The following is a 25,917-nucleotide window of genomic DNA, read 5'->3' as shown; positions in this document are numbered from 1 at the left end:
TTCATGAAAATTGATTGGAAAGGTGTTTATCCGGCGGTCAGTACGCAATTTCGTCAAGATCAGTCAATTGACTTAGACGCAACGCAAACCGTTATAGACAACCAGATTAAAGATGGTGTGAATGGCATTATCTGCTTGGGTACTGTCGGTGAGAACTGTGCGTTGTACCCGGAGGAGAAACGCCAGGTCTTGCAAGCGGCAAAAGAAGTCGTAAATGGCCGTGTGCCTTTGATTGCTGGTACAGCAGAGTCTATTACCACAGCAGCTGTTGATTACATGCAGGATGCGCACAAAATTGGTATCGATGGTTGTATGGTGATGCCTGCCATGGTTTACCGCACGTCTGAGAGCGAAACGTTCGAATATTACCGCACGCTAGCAGAAGCAACGCCAGAAATGCCAATCATGATTTACAACAACCCGGTTGCTTATGGTGTCGATGTAAACCTCGATATTATGGCGAAACTGGCTGAGTTTGAAAGTATTGTAGCTATCAAAGAGTCGACCACTGATACTCGTCGTATCACTGAGCTTTACAATAAATTTGATGACCGCTTTACCGTGTTCAGTGGTGTTGATGACATCGCTCTTGAATCATTGATGCTAGGTGCGACCGGCTGGATTTCTGGTTTAACCAACGCATTCCCAGAAGAATCCGTCGCGATTTATAAACTGGCAAGCCAAGGTCGTTATGCTGAAGCGTTAGAAATCTACCGTTGGTTCTTACCGCTACTGCGTTTAGACACCATTCCTACGCTGGTTCAGTGCATAAAATTGGCCGAGCAAGTCTGCGGACGTGGCTCTGAACAGGTTCGTGCGCCACGCCAACTCTTACAAGGTGAAGAGCGTCAACAAGTCATTCAAATGGTTGAACATGCGTTAGAAACCCGCTTAGACCTATCCAAATACAATCTGTAATTGTGCTGTTTAGTAGAGCGTTAACTGACGCTCTACTTATTCGTAATATTCAAAAAATGAGAAGAGGGAAGTCATGAGCACGGAAAACAAGGACTATGTCAGCTTTCAACACGTTAAGAAAACCTACGATGGCACGAATTTGGTGGTGAAAGACTTCAACTTAGATATTGCTCCTGGAGAGTTCGTTACTATGTTGGGGCCGTCAGGATCGGGCAAGACCACTTGCTTGATGATGCTAGCAGGCTTTGAAACTGCGACCGGTGGAGACATTTATATCGATGGCGTTCCTGTCAATCATCTCGCGCCGCACAAGCGCGATATTGGTATGGTGTTTCAAAACTATGCGTTGTTTCCACATATGACCATTGCTGAGAATCTTGCGTTTCCTTTAAAGGTGCGAAAACTCGACAGTGACACGATTCAAAGCAAAGTTCAGAGTGTATTAGAAATGGTCGAGCTTGAGCATGTTGCGACTCGATACCCAAAGCAGTTATCAGGTGGTCAACAACAGCGTGTTGCGTTAGCGCGAGCATTAGTGTTTGAGCCTAAACTCGTGTTGATGGATGAACCACTAGGCGCGTTAGATAAGCAGCTGCGTGAGCAAATGCAGATGGAAATTAAACATTTGCATGAAAAGCTTGGCATTACCATTTTGTATGTGACGCACGATCAAGACGAAGCTCTCACTATGTCCGACCGTATTGCGGTTTTTAATCACGGCGAAGTGCAACAACTCGCGACACCAACCGAGCTTTATGAATCTCCGAGTAATACGTTTGTTGCGCAGTTTATCGGAGAAAACAACCAACTCTTAGGTTTAGTCAAAGAGTGGAACGGAAAGTATTGCCAAGTGCTCGTTGGGAAAGAGTTATTTACTGCGAAACCTGTCAGAGTCTCTGAGCACGGGCAGAGGACAACACTTTCCATTCGACCAGAAAAGATTGTTATTCAACCAGAGAAAGCGTCTTGTGAGAACCAAGTCTCAGGCGTCCTACGAGAATTGATTTATCACGGTGATCATTATCGTTTGGTCGTCGAAGTAGAGAGCGTTGGTCACTTCATCGTTAAAGTACCTAACGATAATCGTAAACACTTGCAGTTAACGCCTGGCTCAATTTGTCGTATTGGTTGGCAAAGTGACGATTGCCATGCTCTTGATGGGACACAAACTCAAAGTAGCGAGGTAGCAGCATGAGTCGAGAGCTAACCGCATTAGATTCTGTATTGGAAATCGAACGTCAAGTTCATCAGCAAGAAACCAATCTGAAAGCGCAGTTGCAAAAGGCCGAGCGCCGAAAAAAGCTTCGCTCCATTATGCTCACAACGCCATTGGTGTGTTTTATTCTGCTTACGTTTGCTTTTCCTATCCTCGACATGCTTTATCGAAGCGTGGATAACCGAGAAATATCCCTGTCACTACCACAAACTATTCAAGCCTTAGAAAGTTGGGATTATCAAGGTCAGCCTCATCAAGAAGTCATTGAGGCATTCTCTGTTGAGGTACTTGCGCTTTATCAAAGCAAAGAGCTACCGAAAATAGCCAACCGGATGAATATTGAAGAGTCTGGTATGCGCAGTTTACTCATGAAAACCGGCAGAAAGTTGTCTCGGTTGACGTCGCTGCCGAGCTCGGTGACACAGTTGGCTAAGCTGGATAAGCGATGGACTAATCCTAAATATTGGGCGGCGTTTAAGAATCTTAGTGGCGCATTAACATTCAGTCATTATCTTGCAGCGCTAGACTTGCAAGTGAATGAGTTTGGAGACATTGAGCCCCAACCAGAAAAACGCCAAATATACGTCGACCTTTTCTTTAAAACTTTTTGGATGTCTATCTCAATCACCTTAATTTGTTTGGTGATGGCGTACCCCGTTGCTTACCTGCTTGCCAATTTACCTGATAAGCGCGCGAACTTACTTTTAATTATCGTGCTGCTGCCATTTTGGACATCATTATTAGTCAGAACCACGTCTTGGATTGTTCTGCTGCAAAACCAAGGGGTCATTAATGATCTCCTTATTTGGTCGGGTTTTACTTCTGAGCGAATTCAGATGATTCACAATACCTTCGGAACGGTGGTGTCTATGGTTCACATTCTGTTGCCGTTTATGATCCTGCCTCTGTATAGCGTAATGAAAGGAATTAGCCCAACATATTTCCGTGCCGCTCGTTCTCTAGGCGCGACGCCTTTCATTGCGTTCATCAAAGTTTATATGCCGCTTACGTTACCGGGGATAGGTGCGGGGGCTTTGCTTACTTTCATTCTTTCTATTGGTTTCTACATTACGCCCGCTTTGGTTGGTGGAAGAAGCGGACAGATGATCTCCAATATGATTGCCTATCATATGCAGACATCACTGAACTGGGGGATGGCTGGCGCATTGGGTGGACTGCTTTTGTTCGTTGTACTGGTCCTGTTTTATATGTTCAACCGTGTGGTTGGCATTAACAACCTTAAGGTAGGGGGATAACCATGGCATTACCAAACTATGCATCAAAAGTAGAGCGAGTTGCTTACGCAGGTTACTTAGCTTTTTGTGGGGTGGTGCTGTTCTTTTTAATCGCTCCAATTCTGACCATCATCCCGTTATCGTTTAATGCAACGCCTTACTTTACTTTTACCGAGGGGATGTTAAACCTTGATTTGGAAGCGTATTCTACTCGCTGGTATCAAGAAATGTTTACTAGTGAACAGTGGCTGTTGGCGCTGAAAAACAGCACGTTTATTGCTTTTATGGCGACACTCGTTGCAACAGGGCTAGGAACTCTGGCGGCGTTGGGTTTAGCCAGTAGTAATTTGCCTTTTCGCAATACGATTATGGCGCTGTTGATCTCACCCATGATCGTACCAGTCATTATCTCTGCTGCTGCGATGTACTTTTTCTACACGTGCCTTGGCTTGTCACAAACTTATCTAGGCGTCATTTTGGCACACGCTGCTTTAGGTACGCCTTTTGTCGTCATTACCGTTACTGCGACGTTAAGCGGCTTTGACCATAGCTTGGTAAAAGCGGCGGCTAGCTTAGGAGCAAACCCTGTTTATACTTTCAGACACATTACCTTTCCTCTGATTCGTCCGGGGATGATTTCTGGCGGCTTGTTTGCTTTTGGCACTTCGTTCGACGAGGTTGTGGTGGCGTTATTCCTGACTGGGGCAGAACAAAAAACCGTTCCTAGGCAGATGTGGTCAGGAATTCGAGAGCAAATCAGTCCGACTATATTGGCGGTCGCTACGTTGCTGATTTTTATGTCGGTGTGTTTGCTCGTGACTTTAGAAGTTCTACGTAGGCGTAATGTACGCATTCGAGGCATTCAAGAATAACCAAACTTTTTCTTTGTTGCTCGCTACGCACTTTTGTTTAGGTGCTCCTCAATTTTTGACCAAATGCGCCTCATTGTAGGCGCTTGTCTTTTGTGTTTATCGTCAGCGATGACTGACATGTCACTCTTGTAGATTAATGCCAGCCTGCTCGAAACGTGCCAAAGGCGACTTATTTGATCGCTGATACCAACTAGCTGGCATGTTTGATTTAAGTCGCGCTTTTTCTTCCTTGCTAATCACAACATAATGCAAAAACGTATCGAGTGTGGTTCCCATCACGTCAAATGTCATTTCCCCATCTTTGCTGATGGTTTTCAATAACCCAACCACGGCTTCCTCAGGGACTAACGGTTCAACCACCGCGTTTTTTCGCTCTTTTATTGATGTTGAAGCGCGCAGTTTTGCACGTGCCGTCTCCCAGCAAACTTTGTTGGTTTTACTGACAAGGTTGTGCTTGTAGCAGTAGTAACTGAATAAAAAGCGTGGCAGGTTTTGCCAGCGTTCGGCTTGGACTTCTAACCAAAGGTGTTGTAGCTCAATATCAGCGTCGGTCATAGGAGTTGTTTAGCAAAAAGAAAAGAAACCATTTTATAGCTTTTGTGAGGAGCAATAAAAGATATTTGAATGGAAAGATAAACAACTAGTTGATCAATATTATTAAAGCAAATCGATTTCTGGCAAGCTCGTGCAACGGCAACTCGAGTACCAAAAACTGATACCGCCACATCTGTTTGTTAACAAAATGTTTCTTCTTATCTTGCGAGTAGATTATATGGAGATGCTCTTGCAGTAATAAGGGCAGTGGCGATGCAAAAGACGTAATGCATTTAAGGAAAACTCAATATAGAAGAAATTAGATGGAACTGAAGATTTTGAGTGTCGCGATTGCGACAACATTAACCAGTACTGGCGTATTTGCGTTTAGCGAGCCAGTTTCTCAAGTTACAGAGCAACATGCACATTCGGCTCATACACACGGTGTTGAATCCAATCGAGTTGAATACCAACCAACCGCAACTCTCCCTATTCAGCCCTCCAAGGCAACTCGAGTACAGTCACTTGAAAGCCTTGATGAGTCGAGCACTGCTTGTGATTTGGAAGCATTGGTTACCGAAAGCAGTAACCAATTGATCGGCGAAATTTTAAGTCAGGGCGCGACGTGTGTGAACCAGCTATTCTCTGCTGAAAGTCGGATTCAAGAGTCGGTATTTAGCTCCGATCATATGTACAACATTGCGAAGCGTACTACGACATTGGCGAAGGGGTATACAGGTGGCGGGAGCGATGAACTAGAAACGTTGTTCTTATACTTACGCGCGGGTTATTACGCCGAGTTTTACAATGACAACATCTCATTTATTGAATGGGTCACACCAGCGGTGAAAGAATCCGTGGATGCGTTTGTTAATAACGCAAACTTCTATGAGAACAGCGACCGTCACGGCAAAGTGCTTAGTGAAGTCATCATCACTATGGATAGTGCGGGCTTGCAGCACGCGTACTTACCGCAAGTGACCCAGTGGCTTACACGTTGGAATGATCAATACGCCCAGCACTGGTATATGCGCAATGCGGTTAATGGTGTTTTCACTATTTTGTTTGGTGGGCAGTGGAACGAGCAATTTGTGCAAGTAATTGGTAACCAAACAGACCTTGCCAAAGCTTTAGGCGATTTTGCTCTGAGGGCGTCATCAATCGGTGCTGAAGATGAGTTTATGGCCGCGAATGCGGGGCGAGAGCTCGGGCGTCTGACCAAGTATACGGGTAACGCGAGTTCTGTTGTGAAGAGTCAGCTGAGTCGAATCTTTGAACAGTATGAAATGTATGGTCGGGGTGACTCGGTTTGGCTTGCGGCGGCGGACACCGCTTCATATTACGCAGATTGTAGTGAGTTCGGAATTTGTAATTTCGAAACTGAGCTAAAAGGCTTAGTGCTATCGCAAACTTATACTTGTAGTCCAACAATTCGAATATTGTCCCAGAATATGACACAAGAGCAACACGCGGCCGCATGTTCTAAAATGGGTTACGAAGAGGGTTACTTTCATCAGTCATTAGAAACGGGTGAACAACCAGTAAAAGATGACCACAATACTCAGCTCCAAGTCAATATCTTCGATTCAAGCACCGATTATGGTAAGTACGCAGGGCCAATTTTCGATATTAGTACTGACAATGGCGGTATGTACTTGGAGGGCGATCCTTCCCTGCCGGGGAATATTCCCAACTTTATTGCTTATGAAGCCTCTTATGCGAACGCGGATCACTTTGTCTGGAACTTAGAGCACGAATACGTGCATTACTTAGATGGTCGATTTGATCTCTATGGAGGGTTTAGTCATCCAACTGAAAAAATAGTGTGGTGGAGTGAAGGCATTGCAGAGTATGTCGCTCAAGAAAATGACAACCAAGCAGCACTTGAGACGATTCTAGACGGCTCGACATATACCTTAAGTGAGATTTTCGAGACTACTTATGATGGGTTTGATGTCGATCGAATTTATCGTTGGGGGTACTTAGCTGTACGTTTTATGTTTGAAAATCATAAAGATGACGTAAACCAAATGCTGGTGGAAACACGCCAGGGGAATTGGAGCAATTACAAAGCAACGATCACCCAATGGGCGAATTTATATCAAAGTGAGTTTGAGCAGTGGCAGCAAGCCCTTGTCTCAAATGGTGCACCTAATGCAGTCATAACCGCAAACAGTAAGGGGAAAGTCGGTGAAAGCATTACATTTAGCAGTGAAAACAGTACAGACCCAAACGGGAAGATCGTCAGCGTCTTATGGGACTTCGGTGATGGCTCGACAAGTACACAAACCAAGCCGACGCACCAATATGGGAGTGAAGGGGAGTATTCGGTCAGCCTAAGTGTGACAGACAGTGAAGGCTTGACGGCAACCGCCACTCATACTGTTGTTATCTCAGCGTTGGGCGGTAATGACACATTGCCACAAGACTGCGCGGTGCAAAGTAAAGTAAGCGGTGGACGCCTAACAGCAGGAGAGCCCGTTTGCTTGGCAAATCAACAAACCATTTGGCTGAGCGTGCCAGCGGTGAATGAGAGCTCAAATCTGGCGATAACGACGGGAAACGGTACGGGCAACCTAAAGCTTGAATACAGTAACTCTGGTTGGCCGGATGGTACTAATCTTCACGGGTGGTCAGATAATATTGGTAATGGAGAGTGTATTACGTTGTCAAATCAGAGTAACTACTGGGGCTATGTTAAAGTATCTGGTGACTTTGAGAATGCCGCCATCGTCGTTGATTTTGATGCTCAGAAGTGTCGTCAATAGGGCATTTTAACTGCATCATTTTAATTTAATTGATCGCCTCGCTAACATTGCGGGGCGTTTTTGTTTTTCACGCCGTTATCTCTATAAAAAAAACCAGCCCGAAGGCTGGCAAACAAGGGGTTTGAGATGAAAATGAAAACGTTATAAAGCTTGCTGATATCCTATTTCTCAATAAGTTGGGTTGTGCGTTGAAGCCAGTTTTTATCTTGCGTATCAAGAAAAGGGCTAAGCGCTTGATAGACTCGTGAATGGTAATGATTGAGCCAGTCTAGCTCTGCTTGATCTAGCATTGATAAATCAAGGGCGTTGGTCGCAATTGGAGCAAGAGTGATGGTCTCAAAACCGTAAAACGTGCCGAACTCATTTTGTTCTACTTCTACAACTTTAAGAATGTTCTCTATTCTTACCCCGTACTCACCTTCGCGATAAACGCCTGGCTCATTAGTAATGACCATACCCGGTTTTAGTTCAACCTCGTGGTGGCTTTGCGAGAAATTTTGTGGGCCTTCGTGAACATTCAAGCAAATGCCCACGCCGTGTCCAGTGCCGCACTTGTAATCAATACCATGTTGCCATAAGACGCCACGCGCCATGATATCAAGATTGGCACCCGTAGAGCCTTTCATGAATCGAGTCTGAGTCAGTCGGATGACCGCTTTGAGCACCAAGGTATAATCTTTGCGCTGCTTAATGGTCGGTGACCCGAAGTGGAAAGTACGGGTGATGTCTGTTGTCCCGCCAAGGTATTGGCCACCAGAATCGACGAGAAAGAAGTTGCTTTCATTGACTGCCGCATTGCTTTCTTCATCGGCGGCATAATGCATTTTTGCCCCGTGAGCTGCGAAGCCTGCGATAGTGCGGAAACTGTCACTCACATAATGTCGGGTTTGACGGCGATAGTGATTCAGTTGTGCCTCAGCAGACAATTCTGTAACGAGTCCGCTTGGAACTTGCTCTTCGAGCCAGTTCATAAACCTTACGATTGCCACACCATCATCTGTTAATGCCTGTTCTAGGCTAGTTAGCTCGGTCGCATTTTTTATGGCCTTCATTGCCGTTACAGGGCAAGCCATTGGCTTTAGATTCACATTCCCTTCAATCGAACTCACCAATAAGCTGTCTGTGTGGGTCGGGTTAAAAGCGAGCGATAATCCCTCACATTGCTGATTCAAATACTGACTTACGTAGTTGTAATGGCGAATGTGTACACTCTGATCGGTCAGCGCTCTTTCAACGTCTTGAGGCAGTTTGGCTTTATCAATAAACAGTGTCGCAAGTGATTGCTCTACGACTAGATAGGCTTCAGAAACTGGGCAGTAATTCGTATCACCACCTCGAATATTCATTGTCCACATGACATCATCTAGCGTTGACACTAATAAGCTATCTACTTGGTTCTCGGTTAACCAAGAACGGATTCTCGCTAACTTATTTTCAGTGTCAACGCCAGCAAAAGCGGTGGGGTGCTCGAATACGGGTGCACTTGGGCGAGGTGGTCTTTCAAGCCAAATCGGTGTGAGTAAATCCAGGTCGAGAATGATCTTAATGTTTTTCGCTTCAAAGGTTTGTTTGAGGCCTTGATAAAAAGCGTAACTGATGGCGCGCCCGTCAACCGCGATAATACTGTTTTCTGGTAGCGTGGTAGCCAGCCATTTGGCAACTGTCGGCGTTTCTGGTTGTTTGGCTTTAAACAGTTCAAGTCCTGTGCCGTGTAACTGTTCTTCAGCTTGAATATAGTAACGACCATCAGTCCACAGGCCACCACCTTGTTGGGTAATGACGACATCGCCTGCTGAGCCGGTAAAACCTGAAATCCAGCTTCGCGCTAACCAATGATCCGCTGAGTATTCACTGTTATGTGGGTCATTGTTGGTCACGATATATGCAGACACGTTGTGAAAGGACATTGCCTCACGCAATAACGTAAGGCGTTGGTTTACTGAGTTAGTATTGTTCATTAAATGGTTCCTAAAGTCATATTTGAGCAATAGATATGATGCTGCTCCGAGCCTGTTTTTATTGGGTTCTGTTGCCCGCATACTTCTGTTGCTTCTGGGCATCGAGTACGAAAAACGCAACCGCTCGGTGGGTTAAGTGGAGAAGGAAGATCGCCGGGCAATAGTTGTATTTCACGGTCACGTGCTAATTGCGGATTAGCTATCGGGACAGCAGATAACAGTGCTTTGGTGTAGGGGTGTTGAGCATCATCAAATACTTGATCGTAACGTCCTACTTCCATAGGTTTACCAAGATACATCACCATAACGCGGTCGCTGATATGGCGCACCACGCTTAAGTCATGCGCAATCATCACCAGTGTTAACCCCATTTCTTGTTTAAGATCATCTAGAAGATTGATGACCTGAGCTTGTATGGAGACATCTAGTGCACTAACGGGTTCATCACACACGACCAAATCTGGATTGAGAATTAATGCTCTGGCAATGCCCACACGCTGGCATTGACCTCCGGAAAATTCATGTGGATAGCGGTTTCGCTGGCTCGCCAAGAGACCCACTTTATCCATCATAGCGATGACACGCTTTTCTACCTCTGCCCGTTTAAGCTTTGGCTCGTGGGTGAGCAGTGGTTCGGCGATGCATTCTGAGATGGTTAACCTCGGATTCAAACAAGCGGATGGGTCTTGAAACACCATCTGAAATTCTCTGCGTCGAGAGGAAAGCTCTTTTTTACTAAACCCGAGCATGTCTTGACCTTTCCAAGTCAACTCGCCATGTGTAGGTTCAATTAAGCGAAGTAAGGCGCGAGCAAGTGTTGATTTTCCGCAGCCTGATTCCCCCACAATGCCAAGTGTCTCACCTCGGTAAACATCTAAGTCGATACCATTGACCGCTTTCACGATTTTACGTCGACTTGGAATAAGATGACGTGAAAGAGGAAAGTGGACGTTTAAATCACGAGCAGACATGAGGACTTCTTTTTTATTCATAACGCCTCCTTAAGCTTTTATTTGAATGGGAGTGATAACACTGGGTGCTTTAACGTGACAGGCAATGGACTGGCTCGTGTTTAATGGAGAAAACCGTGGGGTTTCGTATTGGCAACGCGTCTCTCGATGCTCGCACCGCTCTTTAAACGGACACCCTTGATGGTTAATCAACGCACTTGGTGGGTTACCTGGGATGGTTGGTAAACGCGGCATATCTTCAGTGATGGAAGGAATCGCCTTTAGCAGGCCTTGAGTGTAGGGGTGCGCAGGTTGAGCGAACAATGTCTCGGTATCTGATTGCTCCATTTTTTGACCACCATACATGACCAATACGCGATCACACATCTCGGCGACGACGCCCATATCGTGAGTGATCAGTAAAATAGCCGTATTGAACTCTTGTTGTAAGTCTCGTAATAGCGTCAAAATTTGAGCTTGAACGGTTACATCTAACGCGGTGGTTGGTTCGTCTGCAATTAACAACTCGGGCTTACACAACAAGGCCATCGCTATCATGATTCGCTGACGCATTCCGCCAGATAATTCGTGAGGGTATTGATTCATCCTAGTTTCGGGAGAGGGAATACGCACCGCATCCAACATGTGAATCGATTCAATTTTTGCTTGTTTTCGGGTCATTCCTTTATGAATCATGAGAACTTCACAAAGCTGTTTGCCAATTTTCATAAATGGGTTGAGTGACGTCATCGGATCTTGAAAGATCATTCCGATTTTCTCTGCACGGATGCGGTTGAGCTGCTTTTTAGACATCGCGAGTAAATCATCACCGTGGAACATTGCGCTTCCAGACACGGCGCCGTTATCCGCGGTTAACCCCATTAATGCGAAAACAGACTGGCTTTTTCCCGAACCTGATTCCCCAACAATCCCAAGAGTTTCGCCCGCTTTAATCGAGTAGGAGAGATTACTGACCGCTTGCACTTGCCCATCTGGCGTATCGAAGCGCACGTTCATGTTTTCAATAGATAGCATGGGTTTGTCCTTATCGGTCTTTCGGGTCAAGAGCATCACGCAAGCCATCGCCGATGAAGTTAAAACAAAAGAGGGTGGCAACTAAAAACAGAGAGGGAAAAAGCAGCATCCACAATGCAACGTCAATCGTTTTTGCGCCTTCGGAAATTAGGATTCCCCAGCTCGTGTCTGGTGGTTGAACACCAAGCCCTAAGAAGCTCAAAAACGATTCGAACATAATGAATCCTGGTACCATTAAGGAGGAATAAACCATCACGATCCCAAGCACATTAGGCAGAACATGGCGTCGGACAATTGTCAATTTAGAAACCCCAATAGAGTGTGCGGCTTCGATGAACTCTCGCTTTTTTAGACCGAAGGTGACACCACGTACAACACGGGCAATGCCCAGCCAAGATACCATTCCGATCACGATAAAAATCAGGTAGATGTTGTTGCCAAAAAGGGTAACAAACAGGATAACCATAAACATAAATGGCACCGAATCGAGCACCTCAATAATGCGCATCATTACGCTATCGACAACGCCGCCAAGATAGCCGGAAATACTTCCCCAAATCGTACCAATAACAACGGCGACTAAGGCGCCAACAAAACCTACCAAAATAGAGAGCCTGCCACCTTGCATCGTGCGAGCGAAGACATCTTGCCCGAGATCATCGGTACCAAAGTAATGGCCACTGCTCAGTGAAGGTTTCCCTAGCTCGTATGGATCGATGAGCACTTCCCAGTCAATTTCATCATGGCCAAAAGCGGCAAGAGAGGGGCCGAAAGTGATGCATAAGGTAATGAAAGCCAAAACATACACTGATGTCATCGCGGCTCTGTTTTTACGAAATCGAGTCCATGCATCCTGCCAAAGACTGCGACCTTCGACGGCTTCAGTATTGTCGACGACTTGATCTTGAAGAGCTTGTGTATCCAGTTTTTTGATCGTTAACATACCGGACTCCTAAACGCGTATACGAGGGTCGATAATCGTATATAGCAAGTCGACCACAAGGTTAAAGAAGATAGTGAGTGAAGCGACAATCAGAGTAATGCCCATTACTAGGCCGTAGTCGCGGTTGAGAGCCCCAGACACAAAGTGTTGTCCCATGCCACCTGTACCAAAGAAAATGTCGATAATTACCGAGCCTGTCACGACAGACACAAACGCAGGGCCGAGCATCGCAACGACGGGAATCAGGGATGGTCGCAAAGCGTGATGGAATAAAATGTAGGTTGTGGACAAACCTTTGGCCTTTGCCGTTCGAATGTATGGTTGGTTGAGTGTTTCAATCATTGCGCCACGCATGACGCGTGCAATACTCGCAATGGAGCCAATCGCTAGGCTGAGCACGGGAAGAACAAGAAAAGCCAGCTTTCCTCCTTCCCAACCACCAGCAGGGAACCAGCCGAGCTGAATAGCGAAGATCATGACTAAAACTGGAGCAAGCACGAAAGCCGGAACTACAACTCCAGTCATCGAAAGTGTCATCAGGCCGTAATCTAGGCGGCTATTTCGGTTCAATGCCGCAATGGTGCCAAGCAACATGCCAAGTGGAACGGAAATGCAAAAGGAGAGTACGCCTAATACTGCTGAAACTGGCCATGATTGTGCGACGAGCTGTGTAACACTGAAGTCTTGATAAACGAAGCTCGGACCGAGATCTCCTTGTATGAAATTACCAATGTAAATCCAAAACTGAGTAAGGAAGGGCTGGTCCAAATGGAATTTTGCTTCGATATTCGCACGTACCACCTCTGGCATAGGCCGTTCCATATCAAATGGCCCCCCTGGTGCAATGTGCATCAGCCAAAATGATACGAGTGCGATGAATAGAAGCGTGGGGATAGCGATAGCTAATCGCTTAACAATGTACCAAATCATGATCCATCATCCTTTGGTCGTCCGAAATCACTTCGAACGGTTATGAATAAAAAAATGGCCTGAGCTCAGGTTGCCTTCTCCACCGAGAGATATGAGGAACGACAAGTAAACATTGAACTTGCCGACTCAGACCGAAAACATGCTTTTAGTGGGCTTTCACATAGACATTCTTGCGGTAGTACGACGACTCAGGGTTTGTCAGTTCGTAGCCGCCCACATAAGGCTTGATGAGGTATTGATCGTTACCCGGACGATAAATAGGAATAATGGCCATGTCTTCAATCAGCATGCTTTCTGCTTGTAAATACAGTTCTGATGGGTTGCTCATGGTCTTTGAGCGAGCCATTAACTCGTCGTATTGCGGGTTGTTATAACGAGAATCGTTGTACTCGCCACTAGAAACGAAGATATCCAACCATGTAGAGGCTTCATTGTAGTCGGCCGTCCAGCCGCCGCGAGTAATGTCGGTCGGCTCTTTAAGTGCGTAGAACACTTTCGGTTCTAGCTGTTTTATCGTGACTTGCGCACCCAATCGGCTTTTCCACATGCTTGCCATGGTGGTTGCCATTTTTACGTCCATCGAGAAAGTTGGTACGGTAAACGTTAACTTAAGCGGATTGCTTTTATCGTATCCAGCTTCTGACAGTAATTGCTGCGCTTTTTCGATACGTTTATGGCGGTTCCAAGTTGCGAACTCAGGAGTGTGAGATTTAAAACCATCTGTTTGAGGTGGCACAAGGGTATACATTGGAACCCCACCGTTTCTCAAAATAGCACTCGTTAACAGTTGACGGTCAATGGCATATGAGAGGGCTTTACGAACCCGCACGTCTTTTGTTGGCCCTTGTTGAGTGTTGAGGTAATAGAATGTGGAGCCAAGAGACGCACTGGTGCTTGCCACTTCTTGTGGGCGTTGTTGAATTAACTTTTTCTTCTGAGCGGCAGGAATGGAAACCGCTTGGTCTATCTCACCAGCTAGGTAGCGGTTTAGCACTACGTTTGCATCACCAATTGGTAGCCAGGTGACTTTTTCCAGCACTACATTGCTTGCGTCCCAATAATGTGGATTTTTAACCATCACCAGTTTTTCGTTAACTTTCCATTCAGAGACAGTAAACGCACCATTTGTAACGATATGCTCAGGCTGGGTCCAACGGTTGCCATGTTTTTCAATGGTCGCTTTATGAACGGGGGCAAGCACTGGATGACTTAATAGTTTCGTAAAGAAGGGAATAGGCTCTTCGAGTGTTACCTGGAACGTTTTTTCATCCAGCGCCTTCACGCCCAAGGACTCGGGTGCGGCGTCGCCTTTCATAATGGCTTGCGAGTTTTCGATATTTGGAATGGCCGCAAACCAAGCGTAGGGTGAAGCAGTGCTTGGATTCAGTAAGCGTTGCCAGCTGTAGACAAAATCTTGTGCAGTGACCGTTTCGCCATTTGACCATTTTGCATCACGTAAGTGGAAGGTATAAACCGTATTGTTGTTATTGACTGACCAAGACTCAGCAACACCAGGAATGGTTTTACCTTGCTTATCTTGAATGACCAGACCTTCAAACAGGTCTCGACCGAGATTGAAAGCGGGCTCTGCGGCTTGCTTGGCTGGGTCAATAGAAGTAACTTCAGCCCCATTGTTTAGCGTAATTTCTTGTGTCTCATCGAGGGTCACACTTACGGGATACGGCGCGGCATAGCTTGATGTTGCCAGTATTGGACTCATCATCGACGCTAATAAAAGCAACTTAGGTAATTTCATCCTTGTCTCACTCTTTTCATCCTGAAAGATGTCAAAAATGTATATTGTATAAATTGTCTACACAATCGAGTTTTAACATTACTGTAACAGGGTGTCAGGTATTGAGCTGTCTGGTCTCAAAAAGTGAGCTAGGGGAATTTCTTTGAAGATCTGATATCAAGTTGGCATGACGGGAAGTAATTTTGCTTCGATACAAATTAAAATCCCCTTCAAGCACAGGCTAGAAGGGGAAGATAGTCAGTCTGCTCTTCAAAAGGCACGACGTTAACTGACTAGGAAATGTTTCACGAACTCAGTGATTTTGACCATATCACTTACCGCGATAAACTCTTCTGTCGTGTGTACTTTTGCCATGCCAGTTGAAAGATTGACCGTTGTGAGACCTTTCTTGTTAAAGTTGTTGGCATCGCTACCGCCGCCAGTGCCTTTTGTGAAGGCGTCAATTCCCAACTCTGAAAACGCTGCTTTTATAGCGTTTACGTGCGGGTGGTTTTCTTCAATAACAAAAGCGTCGTAGGCTCGGCTAGATTCAATGTCGACTTCTGCACCGTGTTTTTCACAGACAGACTCTAATGTTGAGATCATATGATTGACCTGAGCATCTAGTTTATCGCCATTCAGGGAGCGTGCTTCTGCCACGATTTTTAATTCAGGCATAACAATGTTTGTGGCCTGACCGCCATTCACTATACCGATGTTGGCTGTCGTTTCTTCGTCGATGCGAAGCAGCTTCATTTGGTTGATGGCATCTGCCGCCACCATGATCGCACTGATGCCTTCTTCTGGCGCAAGCCCAGCGTGTGCTGGTCGACCTTTGATTTTTGCCATGATCTTTTGCTGGCCTGGGGCTGCGGTCACAATGGTGCCAATAGGGCCACCCGTATCTAACACGATTGCTTCCGTTGAAGTGACGTGTGACATATCGAAGTATTGTGAACCGAATAAACCGCCTTCTTCATACACGGTGAAAGCAAGTTCTAACGTTTTGTGCTCACGGTTTTCCGCTTGAATACAACGAACGGCTTCCATGATGGCAGCAATACCAGATTTATCATCGCCACCGAGAATCGTATTGCCTTTTGAACGGATAATGCCGTCTTCGATGATTGGCTCAATGCCAATACCTGGAGTGACCGTATCCATATGACAGCTCATTAGAATAGAGCCGTCTTTTTTGCCGTCTAAACGGGCGTACACGTTAAAACCGTTAGAAATGTGCTCAGGCACTGGAAGTTTGCGTACGGTAAAGCCTAGCTCGCCTAGCTGTTCTGCCAGTGTTTCTGCAATTTGTTTTTCGTTTTTTGATTCGCTGTCGATACGTACTAGTTGGCAAAAGTGTTCAACTAAGCGTTCTTGATTGATGTGTGTCATTAGATGTCTCTTTTTCTGATCGAGCGTGAAGCCTTGTGGCTCGGCTCGATAGGGAACAGAGCACCACTTATGGCACAGTTACTTTTGAATAAAACTGAGGTGAATCAATAAAGGGGTATCCATGACACGATTCTGACCGATGAGCCTTTCGAACTGTATGAAGCGTCACGAAACATTACTTTCGATGTTTTGTAGGACCAAATGAATGAAGCAGATAGAAATAGGGGGCAATAGGCTTTCTATCCCTCTTTTACTTTTTAAGCTACGTTGCCAAGATAAAATGCCAAAGTAACAACTTATTTACATTTTACATGTTTGCGTAAAGCCGAAAATATCAATCTAATGTATTGAAAATAAGCAGTTTATTTAATGTTTACGAAAGTGGATTCGATGCGCCTCCTGTGTGTAACATATTTTTTACAATTATGCGTAAAAATCGCCAAGGTAAAGATTTCTCCCCACGTATTCCAATTTCTCAAGACCTGCGCCAAGTTAGAAAAATAAGTCCAAACAAAAGCTACTGAGACAAGGAGAAAGTCATGGTTGATGCATATAACCCACTAGGAACAGACGGATTTGAGTTTGTTGAATATACCGCTGCTGACAACAAAGGCATTCAACAGCTTAAAGATCTGTTTATATCGTTAGGTTTTGCGGAGATTGCAAAGCATCGCTCAAAAGAAGCGTGGTTATATCGACAAGGTGACATTAGCTTTATTGTGAATGCGCAGCCGCATAGCCAAGCTGAGGGATTCGCCAAAGTTCACGGTCCGTCGGTTTGTGGCATGGCATTTCGTGTGAAAGACGCCACCGTTGCTCTGGCGCATGCGTTAGAGAATGGCGGTAAAGAATATAAAACGGAAATTGGGCCGATGGAGCTTAGCATTCCTGCTATTTATGGCATCGGTGAAAGCTTGCTTTATTTTGTCGACCGTTATGGAAAGCAGAGTATTTATGATGTCGATTTTCGTTTTTATGATGATGCTGATGAGCGTTTATCAAAAGCGAATGTTGGTCTTTACGAAATCGACCACTTAACGCACAACGTTAAGCAGGGCAACATGGATGTCTGGTCAGGTTTCTATGAGCGCATTGGTAACTTCCGCGAAATTCGTTATTTCGATATCGAAGGTAAGCTGACTGGTCTTGTCAGCCGTGCGATGACCGCACCTTGCGGCAAAATCCGAATTCCTATCAATGAGTCGTCAGATGATAAATCACAGATTGAAGAGTTTATCCGTGAATACAATGGCGAAGGTATTCAACACATCGCATTGACCACTGACGACATCTACGAAACGGTCAAAACCTTGCGTGAGCGAGGCATGGACTTTATGCCAACGCCAGATACTTATTACGAGAAAGTCGATCAGCGTGTTGAAGGCCACGGTGAAGATGTAAGCAAGCTTCGTGATTTGCAGATTCTTATTGATGGTGCACCAACGAAAGATGGCATCTTGCTACAGATCTTTACTCAAACCGTTATCGGCCCTGTGTTCTTCGAAATCATCCAACGTAAAGGCAATGAAGGCTTTGGCGAGGGTAACTTCAAAGCGTTGTTTGAATCGATAGAAGAAGACCAAATTCGCCGAGGAGTATTGAGCGATGCATAAATGGATCACATTCCCTCACCGGGAGGGAGTGTGCTCTAAACAAGCACATGCTGACTTCCCGGAAGAGGCAATTTATGAACGTGAGGCAGGTCGAAGTGGCTTCTTCGGCCCCGCAACACATTTTCATCATCAACATGCCCCAACGGGGTGGTCTGAGTGGGAGGGCGAGCTACGTCCACGAGCGTTTGATTTTAATCTAGTCGAAAAAGCCAGCCATATTACCCCTTGGGCAGTCCCGCATCTATTACACAACGCGAATTGTAAAGTTCGTGTTTGGCGTATGGATGAAAAAATGGACTTTTTGGTGAGAAATGCAGATGGCGACGAACTGCTATTCATCCACCAAGGTACGGCAGATCTCTACTGTGATTATGGTCATTTGAAAGTGAGCGAAGGGGATTATGTCATGATCCCGCGCTCAACGAGCTGGCGTTTAGAACCAAGCGAGCCGATGTTCATTCTGATGATTGAAAACACCGATGCGGCCTATACATTGCCCGAAAAAGGCATGGTTGGAAACCACGCGGTGTTTGATCCAGCGGTTTTAGAAACGCCGTCGATCAACGATCAGTTCCGTGCTCAATATTCTGAGAATCAAACACAGGTTCAGGTGAAACGCCACGATAAAGTCAGTGTTATCACTTACCCATTCAACCCGTTGGATGCGGTTGGCTGGCATGGTGATTTGGCGGTAGTAAAAGTGAACTGGCGTGATATTCGTCCACTTATGTCACATCGTTACCATTTACCGCCTTCTGCACATACTACATTTGTAGGAGCAGGATTTGTGGTGTGTACGTTCGTTCCTCGCCCAATTGAAAGTGATCCTGGAGCGCTCAAAGTACCGTTCTACCACAACAATGACGATTATGACGAAGTCTTGTTCTACCATGCAGGTGACTTCTTCAGCCGTGACAACATTGAAGCAGGCATGGTGACATTCCATCCAGCAGGATTTACGCATGGTCCTCACCCGAAAGCATTCAAAGCAGGGCGAGAGCACAAGAAGACTTTTACCGACGAAGTTGCGGTCATGATCGATACGCGTCACGCACTTCAGTTTTCGGATGAGCTGGAAAAAGTAGAAAACAAAGAATACGTCTATAGCTGGCAAGAGAAGTAAGAGGCAAGGATGAAATTAGCAACCAAGAAAAATGGCACTCGTGACGGTTTGTTGATGGTCGTGAGCAAAGATTTAACGCGCTGCGTACCAGCGACAGAAATTTTCCACCTCATGAACTTAGCACCGACGATGCAGGTAGCGCTTGATAACTGGGATACGCTAGCACCACAACTGGAAGAGCTATACGTTGCACTGAACAATGGCACGGTTGCAGGGTATGAAGAGTTTGAAGCGCACTACTGTGAGTCGCCGCTTCCTCGCGCTTATCAGTGGGCTGATGGCAGCGCTTACGTAAACCACGTTGAGTTGGTTCGAAAAGCTCGCGGCGCTGAAATGCCAGAGAGTTTTTGGACGGACCCGTTGATGTACCAAGGAGGCTCTGATGCCTTTATTGGTCCTTGTGACAACATCGAGTTTGCCAGCGATGAATGGGGTATTGATTTCGAAGGTGAAGTTGCTGTGGTAACTGGTGACGTACCAATGGGCGCGAGTGTTGCAGAGGCTCAGGAGTCGATTCGTTTGATCATGCTGGTGAATGATGTCTCACTGCGTGGTCTAATTCCCGCAGAATTAGCTAAAGGGTTTGGTTTTTTCCAATCTAAACCTTCTTCTGCGTTTTCTCCTGTGGCAGTAACACCTGACGAACTAGGCGATGCGTGGTACGAAAACAAAGTGCATTTACCACTGGTCTCGACCTACAACCACAAGCCGTTTGGTCGCCCAAATGCGGGTATCGATATGACGTTTGATTTTGCAGACTTAATTGTTCATGCGACTAAAACGCGCCCGCTATCTGCTGGGGCAATTATAGGTTCTGGCACGGTATCTAATAAGCAAGGCACCGAACATGGCACTTCGATTGAGGAGGGTGGTGTTGGTTATTCATGTATCGCGGAAGTTCGCATGATTGAAACCATTCGTGATGGTAAGCCGTCGACTAACTTTATGTCGTTTGGAGATTCAATCAGATTGGAAATGTTCGATGCGGATGGCAACAACATATTCGGTTCGATTGACCAACAAGTTAGCCAATATCTCAAGCACTAATAGTGCTGGTTGGGAGACGATATGAGCGATAGCATGATTTTATACGGATACTGGCGATCATCGGCGGCGTATCGTGTGCGTATTTGCTTGAATCTTAAAGAGTTATCGTATGATTCAAAATCGGTACACTTGGTGCGCAATGGTGGCGAACAACATAGTGACGAGTACCATGAGTTAAACGCTTCTGAACTGGTTCCTTTGCTAGTGGATGGGGAGGTTCAGTTAACCCAGTCACTGGCGATCATTCAATACTTAGAAGAACACTACCCGGATGTCACTGTGATCCCCGAGCAAACGCCGCTTCGATACCAAGCGCTAGCTTTGGCTCAGGATATTGCAATGGAGATTCATCCCCTGAATAACTTAAGAGTTCTACAGTATTTAGAGGGGGAGTTAGCTTGCGAGCCAGAGCGCAAAGTCGCTTGGATTCATCACTGGATCCGCAAAGGTTTTACAGCATTAGAAGAGAAACTTCAGAAGCATCGTAAACTAAATGGTGATTGCAAGTTTAGCCTGACAAGCTCGCCATCTATTGTCGATATTTGTCTGGTACCACAATTTTATAACGCACAACGCTTTGGTGTAGATACCTCTCTTTATCCAACCATTAACGCTGTTGTGCAGTCATGCAATCAACTGCCAGCTTTTATTGATGCGATGCCAGAGAATCAGCCAGACGCTAATAGTTGATTCTTAGTATACATAATGTATTAACAAAATTTAAACGAGCCAATCCAAGTGTGTGATTGGCTCGTTTTTATTGGTGAGCAAAATTTTCTGTTTCTCGCTATCGTCGTGGCGCCTCAAAATTGCGAGGTTTTGTTGCTCTGCATAACATTTCCATTTACGCTTTGAGCAACGAGTTGTTTTGGATGCACTTTATTTATGACCAACATTTTTATCATTGTTGTTCTTCTGGTTTTATTCTTCTTTGTTATTCAAAAGTACGTGATTAAGCACGATGACACGCGTGATTATCCTTATCGCTCGAAAGGCCCTCTGCTCAGAGGTCAAGAGGGTGCGTTCTATAATGCGTTAAGAGCGGCGGTCGGGGAGCATGCCGTAGTATTCGCGAAAGTAAACATGTCCAGTTTGGTTACGCCAAAAGAAATCAAAAATAAGAAGCAGTTTTTTGTCGCGAACAATCGTATATCTCGAAGCTATTTTGATTACGTTATTTGTGACCCAAGGACACTAGAGCCGCGCGTTATTGTTGAATTGGATAATGGGCAGGAGCTAAACAAGGGTAAGATAGAAAGACAAAAGTTATTGATTCATGTTTGTAAGACGGCCAACCTGCCTTTAATCGGCGCTTCGATAAAGCACAGTTATCAAGTTGGGCGATTACGTCGTTTGCTTGCGGCACACATTGATTTGATTGAGCCCGATAAAGAAGTGCGCTTTTGCAAAAAATGCGGCAGTCCGATGATCATTAAAACCGCAAGCCAAGGTGAGTTCAAAGGGAGACGTTTCTTTACTTGTAGCCGTCAGCCGAATTGTACATACACCGAAAATTATAACGTTGTGTTTGAGGCGGACGACTAAACACGACAATTAACCTGCAGAAATAAGGGGCTTTGATTAGAGATGATCAAAGCCTTTTTTGTATCAGTCATCAAGGCAGGGCCTATACTTTGAAAAAGAGTGCAGAATAGGGCAGCCATATGCGATACGGATGGATTTTGTCAGCATTGTTCATCGCATCTAATGTTAGTGCGATACCTAATTTGAAACCACTGGAGTGTGAATTGACAGAGACACCCCAAGATCATTTCTTGTTTTACCGAGAGCAAATGGTTTACCACAGTGAGCAGTTTGTCATATTTCAAAACTTCAAAGGCAGGGTGAGCACTCAAGTAGACGTCAAAACAGGAGAGTTGATTCGTACAACCTATATCGGCGAACCATTTAAACCTAAATATCAGATTTTGTTCGGCACTTGCCCTAAGGTATCGCAAACCTTACAGATTTGGATGCTCAGTGAAGTGCCTTACGACAATTAAGTGAGATAATAAAAGTTATATAGATCACACTTTTAAACCCTGCAGGCTCAGTCCTTGTCGATAAAATCATCTGAAAACGCGTGTTGAGTTTACATTTTCGCCAAACGGTTCAAAGTTGGTAAATTTGTGCTTGCACCGTCGTTCGCTTATAGCTAATATCCTCGTCGTTCCAGAGAAATGCGTCCGTAGCTCAGCTGGTTAGAGTATCGCCTTGACATGGCGGGGGTCGGTGGTTCGAGTCCACTCGGACGCACCATTCTGAATTGAATGGTTAGGAAGATAAAAATTTGGGTCCGTAGCTCAGTTGGTTAGAGTACTACCTTGACATGGTAGGGGTCGGCGATTCGAGTTCGCCCGGACCCACCAAATTTTAGAAGAAGCCCACCTTTCTGGTGGGCTTTTTTGTGTCTGTAACTTATTGATATTCAAGTGAAATTCCTTCTTTTGTCCTTTTTTCTCCCCTTGTTATTACTCTGCGTTAGTACTGAGTAAAGTTCGAGGGGGTGGTAAAAAGGTGGTAAAATACAGTAGTTTGTACAGCGCTTGAAATGGGCTATATTGCGACGCTTATGGCTGGTACTTCATGCCATTCTACGTCGTGACTATCAGTGTAAATCTGAGTGGTTCTATCACTGGCATGTGCCATGCGTTGGCGAGGGTTTACACCCATTTCATCGATGAGTTTTGCCGATAGTCTCCGGATTTCATGGAAAGTAGGGCGCTTAGCTTTTTCTACGTTAGAGTACAAACCGAGTTCGTCGCGTACTTTGGAAAATGTTTCGCTGATCATACGACTGGTTACTTGGTAACGGTGGTCACACTGCTTAGCGATATTATTGTTTCTTGCAGGTCTACGATGCACTACGTAAGGGCAATGTAGCTTATCTGTTTTAGATAGCTCTACAACTTCTTTGATAGCGCTTGTCACCGGAATAGCAACATAAGACGTTTTAGCATTCTTAACCTTTGCTCGGTGTATGTACAAGGTACCAAATACCATTTCTCCGTTCTCTGGTTTTGGAGTATCAAACCAGACAATTCCACATGTATCCGGTTTTGGTTTTGGTATACGGTATTTTATTCTATGTAGTTCAGCTACTGCGTGAGTCGATTGAATCGATAACCCCATAGCTACTTTTAAAAATAGTGGGGCCTCTTTTTCAATTGCTTTGAATGCCTCTATATCTAAATCCAAGCGTTCTTTCTTATTATCCGAAGCATTTAGCCGTTTCGGTTTTTTGTTCAACATGAAGTTTTCACCAATTGCGGATTCATCTGCTAGATAGCTAAAGATCTTCTTTAATCGAGAAAGTTTCTTGTTATAAACCTCTTTGGATTTATCACCATAATATGTATTTAGAAAGTCGTTCATGGTTTCTAAGTTAATTGATTTGGAAAGCTTGTCTCCTACAAACTCATTAAGTCGAGCATTATGAGTGCGTCAATAATTTTGAAGTCGTGCTTGGTATACCTTTTGTTGTGCCGTGCCCGGATCAACCGATTTCTAGCTCTCTGTTGCGCTCGAGCAGGTTGATAGGAAGGATTAGGGTGATAGGAGTTGTATAGAGAGTTACGTTTAAATTCTCGGTAGATAGTGCTCTTGTGACGCCCTAGTTCTTTAGCGATGTTGACGACACTAATGCCTTGCTTTCTAAGTGCGGACATCATATACCTTTCATTCTCAGTGAGGTGTGTGTAATTCATGTTTTTTCACTTCTTGGCGGGAGTAAAACTTATGAATAGCACATCTCACAGTTTTAAATTTCAGGGGGTCGCACTTCGTACTTGAATCCAAGCGGTATAACAAGTTACTTCAGAGTGATTCGCAACGCGCTAAGTCGACATGATATTTATAAAAATTATTAAGAGGAAAAGATGAAATTTGATATGTCTGTTAATGATAACTCTGCTTCATTCTTTTATAAGGGGAGTGAAATTTGTATTTTCGTTGATAGTTTTGATAATAAAAACTTTGATGTTAGACTAGGAAATATAAGTGAATCAGAGTTAATTGGCTCAATTTCTGCAAAAAGTGACTCTGAATTGAACTCGAAGCTTGAAGAGCTTTATCGTAGCTTTATGGAGGGGTAAACATGATTTCACGATCTCAAATAGCTGCTCTCGAACGTTCAGTGAATGAGATTTTACGTTGCCATAAATGTCATTTAAGTCATCTAAGCACTTTGTTAAAGATAGAATGAATGACATACGTAATAATCTATTGATAATTATTACTGAGCTTAACTCTATATTTAACAGGTTAACAGTATTACATGTAGAGGTGCTTAAGAAGTTGAGTTACAATGATACTTTTAACATTAGATGTACGGTTTCGCATATAAATATGTGCCTTGCGCTGTTAATAAGATTCACGTTGATGGTGATGAGCATCAACGTGAATATAGTTATTACAGTAATGAGAAAAAAGGACTGGAAGTCAACGGACCCCAAAGAATTTCTTGTTTAATTTAATAGCGCGCTAACAAAGCGTTTAAGAGGGATTTTGCACACGTGGCATTTTTACTATGCGTCGATTTAAGTTATTAAGGTGGTATGCGTCAGCTTCGGCATTGCGTTGCTCACACCTTAACAGGGTGTTAGCTGTAATGCCAGATATTGCCTAATGTAAATTGGAGGAATAACATGAATGGAATCTTACCTGACTTGATTCAAAGCTTTGAAGAATGCTTAAAAATGGTTGGCGGCCAAAACGATCATTACGATGTTGACGCAGCATTGGCGATGACTTTTATTTTGATGCAAAGAAAAGTTTTCAACGAACAAGAGCGCAGTATCTTGTCCATGAAATTATCCAAAAAGTGTTTAAAACGGGAAAATATATTTAATGATGTGAATGAGCAAGCTGAATTTTTAGAAATGGCCAGTTTTTATCCTGAGACAGTAAAATATTTGGTTAATAACGGAGTGTTTAATCTTTCAACTCTTCGTCTTGCGCTAGATAATTTGAATCATGAAGTACGTAAGAGTAGTGGCTATAGCTCTATGGCACAATGCGCGATGCAAACTCAAAGTAAAGCTGATAGTGCAATCATCATTCAAAACTGTATCAATTTGATAGATAGCTAACAAACTGCTTAAGAGTGATTTCGTTTAAGAGTGATTTCCAACGCTTGGCATTTTTACTATGCGTTAATTTTAGTGATTAAGGTGCTTTGCGGTGGTATCGGTGTTGCGTTACTCACCCCTTAATTGGGCGTTAGCAGACAAAAGTAAATCAAGGAAGAGGGTACGTTATGTCTGATAAAGTAATTAAGTCTTCAACAGCTACAATTCAATTCGGTGCGACTAAAGCAGATGGGAAATTAGAACTAACGAAGCCGGATTTAATTTTTATTCCGTACAACGAAAAGTTGGGTTTTGGTCCATATCAATTAAAGCGCCAAGGCATTGCTGCCGTAGCTAAGTGCTTGGGCAAAGGTGGTGGTGTAACTCCAACCAACACGAATGCATTTCGCATAAAGCTAGCCAACAACACGTGTTACGAGTTTATTGTAGCGAAGCCAGAGCAATGGATAGATGCACTCGGTGAAACTTTCAGCTAACAAACTGTTCAAGATGGATTCTCGATTTCATTACAAGGCATTGTTTTATATGTAATATTATCTTGGTGTTACCCTCTAGGGA

At 44.5% G+C, this 25,917-nt stretch carries 23 protein-coding genes, 2 tRNA genes and 1 pseudogene; 16 read left to right on the top strand and 10 right to left on the bottom strand.

Annotation, left to right across the window (positions count from 1 at the left end):
- Nucleotides 1-3 precede the first annotated feature (3 nt).
- The 4 genes from R7O13_RS09435 to R7O13_RS09420 all read left to right on the top strand — a co-directional run bounded on the left by R7O13_RS09435 (nt 4) and on the right by R7O13_RS09420 (nt 4,241).
- A complete protein-coding gene (locus R7O13_RS09435) occupies nt 4-918 on the top strand; it encodes a dihydrodipicolinate synthase family protein (protein WP_033905160.1) in 915 nt (304 codons plus the stop codon).
- Between the two features lie 73 nt (nt 919-991).
- Nucleotides 992-2,113, top strand: a complete 1,122-nt coding sequence (locus tag R7O13_RS09430) for an ABC transporter ATP-binding protein (RefSeq protein WP_318303684.1) — start codon at nt 992-994, stop codon at nt 2,111-2,113.
- Entirely contained in the window at nt 2,110-3,390 is a 1,281-nt protein-coding gene (locus R7O13_RS09425) for an ABC transporter permease (RefSeq protein ID WP_005389752.1), read from the top strand. Before R7O13_RS09430 ends, R7O13_RS09425 begins: the two co-directional genes overlap by 4 nt.
- A gap of 2 nt (nt 3,391-3,392) precedes the next feature.
- Nucleotides 3,393-4,241, top strand: coding sequence for an ABC transporter permease (locus R7O13_RS09420; RefSeq protein ID WP_318303683.1), 849 nt, complete (start codon nt 3,393-3,395; stop codon nt 4,239-4,241).
- Nucleotides 4,242-4,361: 120 nt separating this feature from the next.
- Here the strand turns inward: R7O13_RS09420 and R7O13_RS09415 are convergent, their stop codons facing one another.
- Nucleotides 4,362-4,796 carry a hypothetical protein gene (locus R7O13_RS09415; RefSeq protein ID WP_005377844.1) on the bottom strand — a complete coding sequence of 145 codons (435 nt, stop codon included), beginning with the start codon at nt 4,794-4,796 and terminating at the stop codon, nt 4,362-4,364.
- Nucleotides 4,797-5,098: 302 nt separating this feature from the next.
- Between R7O13_RS09415 and R7O13_RS09410 the strand changes: the two genes are divergently transcribed.
- Nucleotides 5,099-7,543: a collagenase gene (locus R7O13_RS09410; protein WP_318303681.1), complete on the top strand. Its 2,445-nt coding sequence runs from the start codon at nt 5,099-5,101 to the stop codon at nt 7,541-7,543.
- A gap of 161 nt (nt 7,544-7,704) precedes the next feature.
- Here the strand turns inward: R7O13_RS09410 and R7O13_RS09405 are convergent, their stop codons facing one another.
- The 7 genes from R7O13_RS09405 to R7O13_RS09375 all read right to left on the bottom strand — a co-directional run bounded on the left by R7O13_RS09405 (nt 7,705) and on the right by R7O13_RS09375 (nt 16,486).
- Nucleotides 7,705-9,501, bottom strand: coding sequence for an aminopeptidase P family protein (locus tag R7O13_RS09405; RefSeq protein WP_017633962.1), 1,797 nt, complete (start codon nt 9,499-9,501; stop codon nt 7,705-7,707).
- Nucleotides 9,501-10,493 (bottom strand): oligopeptide/dipeptide ABC transporter ATP-binding protein, encoded by a 993-nt coding sequence (locus tag R7O13_RS09400; protein WP_318303680.1) that lies wholly within the window; start codon nt 10,491-10,493, stop codon nt 9,501-9,503. Before R7O13_RS09400 ends, R7O13_RS09405 begins: the two co-directional genes overlap by 1 nt.
- A gap of 9 nt (nt 10,494-10,502) precedes the next feature.
- On the bottom strand, nt 10,503-11,486 hold the full coding sequence (locus tag R7O13_RS09395; protein WP_017820901.1) for an ABC transporter ATP-binding protein: 984 nt from the start codon (nt 11,484-11,486) through the stop codon (nt 10,503-10,505).
- A gap of 10 nt (nt 11,487-11,496) precedes the next feature.
- Nucleotides 11,497-12,429: an ABC transporter permease subunit gene (locus R7O13_RS09390; RefSeq protein ID WP_318303676.1), complete on the bottom strand. Its 933-nt coding sequence runs from the start codon at nt 12,427-12,429 to the stop codon at nt 11,497-11,499.
- A 9-nt stretch (nt 12,430-12,438) separates the two neighbouring features.
- A complete protein-coding gene (gene oppB, locus R7O13_RS09385; RefSeq protein WP_005377838.1) occupies nt 12,439-13,359 on the bottom strand; it encodes an oligopeptide ABC transporter permease OppB in 921 nt (306 codons plus the stop codon).
- A 145-nt stretch (nt 13,360-13,504) separates the two neighbouring features.
- Nucleotides 13,505-15,115, bottom strand: a complete 1,611-nt coding sequence (locus tag R7O13_RS09380; RefSeq protein ID WP_318303674.1) for a peptide ABC transporter substrate-binding protein — start codon at nt 15,113-15,115, stop codon at nt 13,505-13,507.
- A 264-nt stretch (nt 15,116-15,379) separates the two neighbouring features.
- Nucleotides 15,380-16,486, bottom strand: coding sequence for a M20/M25/M40 family metallo-hydrolase (locus R7O13_RS09375; RefSeq protein ID WP_318303673.1), 1,107 nt, complete (start codon nt 16,484-16,486; stop codon nt 15,380-15,382).
- A gap of 539 nt (nt 16,487-17,025) precedes the next feature.
- Here R7O13_RS09375 and hppD point away from each other — a divergent pair.
- The 8 genes from hppD to R7O13_RS09335 all read left to right on the top strand — a co-directional run bounded on the left by hppD (nt 17,026) and on the right by R7O13_RS09335 (nt 22,638).
- Entirely contained in the window at nt 17,026-18,099 is a 1,074-nt protein-coding gene (gene hppD, locus R7O13_RS09370; RefSeq protein ID WP_005377835.1) for a 4-hydroxyphenylpyruvate dioxygenase, read from the top strand.
- Complete coding sequence (locus tag R7O13_RS09365; RefSeq protein ID WP_318129983.1) at nt 18,092-19,222, top strand: homogentisate 1,2-dioxygenase; 1,131 nt, start codon at nt 18,092-18,094, stop codon at nt 19,220-19,222. Before hppD ends, R7O13_RS09365 begins: the two co-directional genes overlap by 8 nt.
- Before the next feature lie 9 nt (nt 19,223-19,231).
- Entirely contained in the window at nt 19,232-20,269 is a 1,038-nt protein-coding gene (locus R7O13_RS09360; RefSeq protein ID WP_318303670.1) for a fumarylacetoacetate hydrolase family protein, read from the top strand.
- A 21-nt stretch (nt 20,270-20,290) separates the two neighbouring features.
- Nucleotides 20,291-20,959 (top strand): maleylacetoacetate isomerase, encoded by a 669-nt coding sequence (maiA, locus tag R7O13_RS09355; RefSeq protein ID WP_318303668.1) that lies wholly within the window; start codon nt 20,291-20,293, stop codon nt 20,957-20,959.
- 195 nt (nt 20,960-21,154) lie between these two features.
- Nucleotides 21,155-21,814, top strand: coding sequence for a DUF2726 domain-containing protein (locus R7O13_RS09350; RefSeq protein ID WP_005377831.1), 660 nt, complete (start codon nt 21,155-21,157; stop codon nt 21,812-21,814).
- 119 nt (nt 21,815-21,933) lie between these two features.
- Nucleotides 21,934-22,272: a hypothetical protein gene (locus R7O13_RS09345; RefSeq protein WP_005377830.1), complete on the top strand. Its 339-nt coding sequence runs from the start codon at nt 21,934-21,936 to the stop codon at nt 22,270-22,272.
- A gap of 179 nt (nt 22,273-22,451) precedes the next feature.
- Nucleotides 22,452-22,528 (top strand) — tRNA-Val (locus R7O13_RS09340).
- A 33-nt stretch (nt 22,529-22,561) separates the two neighbouring features.
- Nucleotides 22,562-22,638 (top strand) — tRNA-Val (locus R7O13_RS09335).
- Between the two features lie 187 nt (nt 22,639-22,825).
- Here R7O13_RS09335 and R7O13_RS09330 read toward each other — a convergent pair.
- Complete coding sequence (locus R7O13_RS09330) at nt 22,826-23,644, bottom strand: tyrosine-type recombinase/integrase (RefSeq protein WP_031777369.1); 819 nt, start codon at nt 23,642-23,644, stop codon at nt 22,826-22,828.
- A gap of 50 nt (nt 23,645-23,694) precedes the next feature.
- Nucleotides 23,695-23,976: pseudogene (locus R7O13_RS09325) on the bottom strand (helix-turn-helix domain-containing protein); the annotation flags it as partial.
- A 171-nt stretch (nt 23,977-24,147) separates the two neighbouring features.
- On the opposite strand from R7O13_RS09325, the gene R7O13_RS09320 reads away from it, so the two are divergent.
- The 3 genes from R7O13_RS09320 (at nt 24,148) to R7O13_RS09310 (ending at nt 25,835) form a co-directional block, all read left to right on the top strand.
- A complete protein-coding gene (locus R7O13_RS09320) occupies nt 24,148-24,363 on the top strand; it encodes a hypothetical protein (protein WP_262665289.1) in 216 nt (71 codons plus the stop codon).
- Nucleotides 24,364-24,915: 552 nt separating this feature from the next.
- The gene (locus R7O13_RS09315) at nt 24,916-25,359 is read left to right on the top strand and encodes a hypothetical protein (protein ID WP_213964262.1); all 444 of its coding nucleotides are present in this window, start codon (nt 24,916-24,918) and stop codon (nt 25,357-25,359) included.
- Between the two features lie 167 nt (nt 25,360-25,526).
- A complete protein-coding gene (locus R7O13_RS09310; protein WP_213964264.1) occupies nt 25,527-25,835 on the top strand; it encodes a hypothetical protein in 309 nt (102 codons plus the stop codon).
- The last annotated feature ends 82 nt before the right edge of the window (nt 25,836-25,917 follow it).

Source organism: Vibrio sp. Y176, assembly GCF_033438945.1.
Note: the sequence above shows the minus strand (reverse complement) of the source record. Positions and strands in the feature narration are given on the sequence as shown.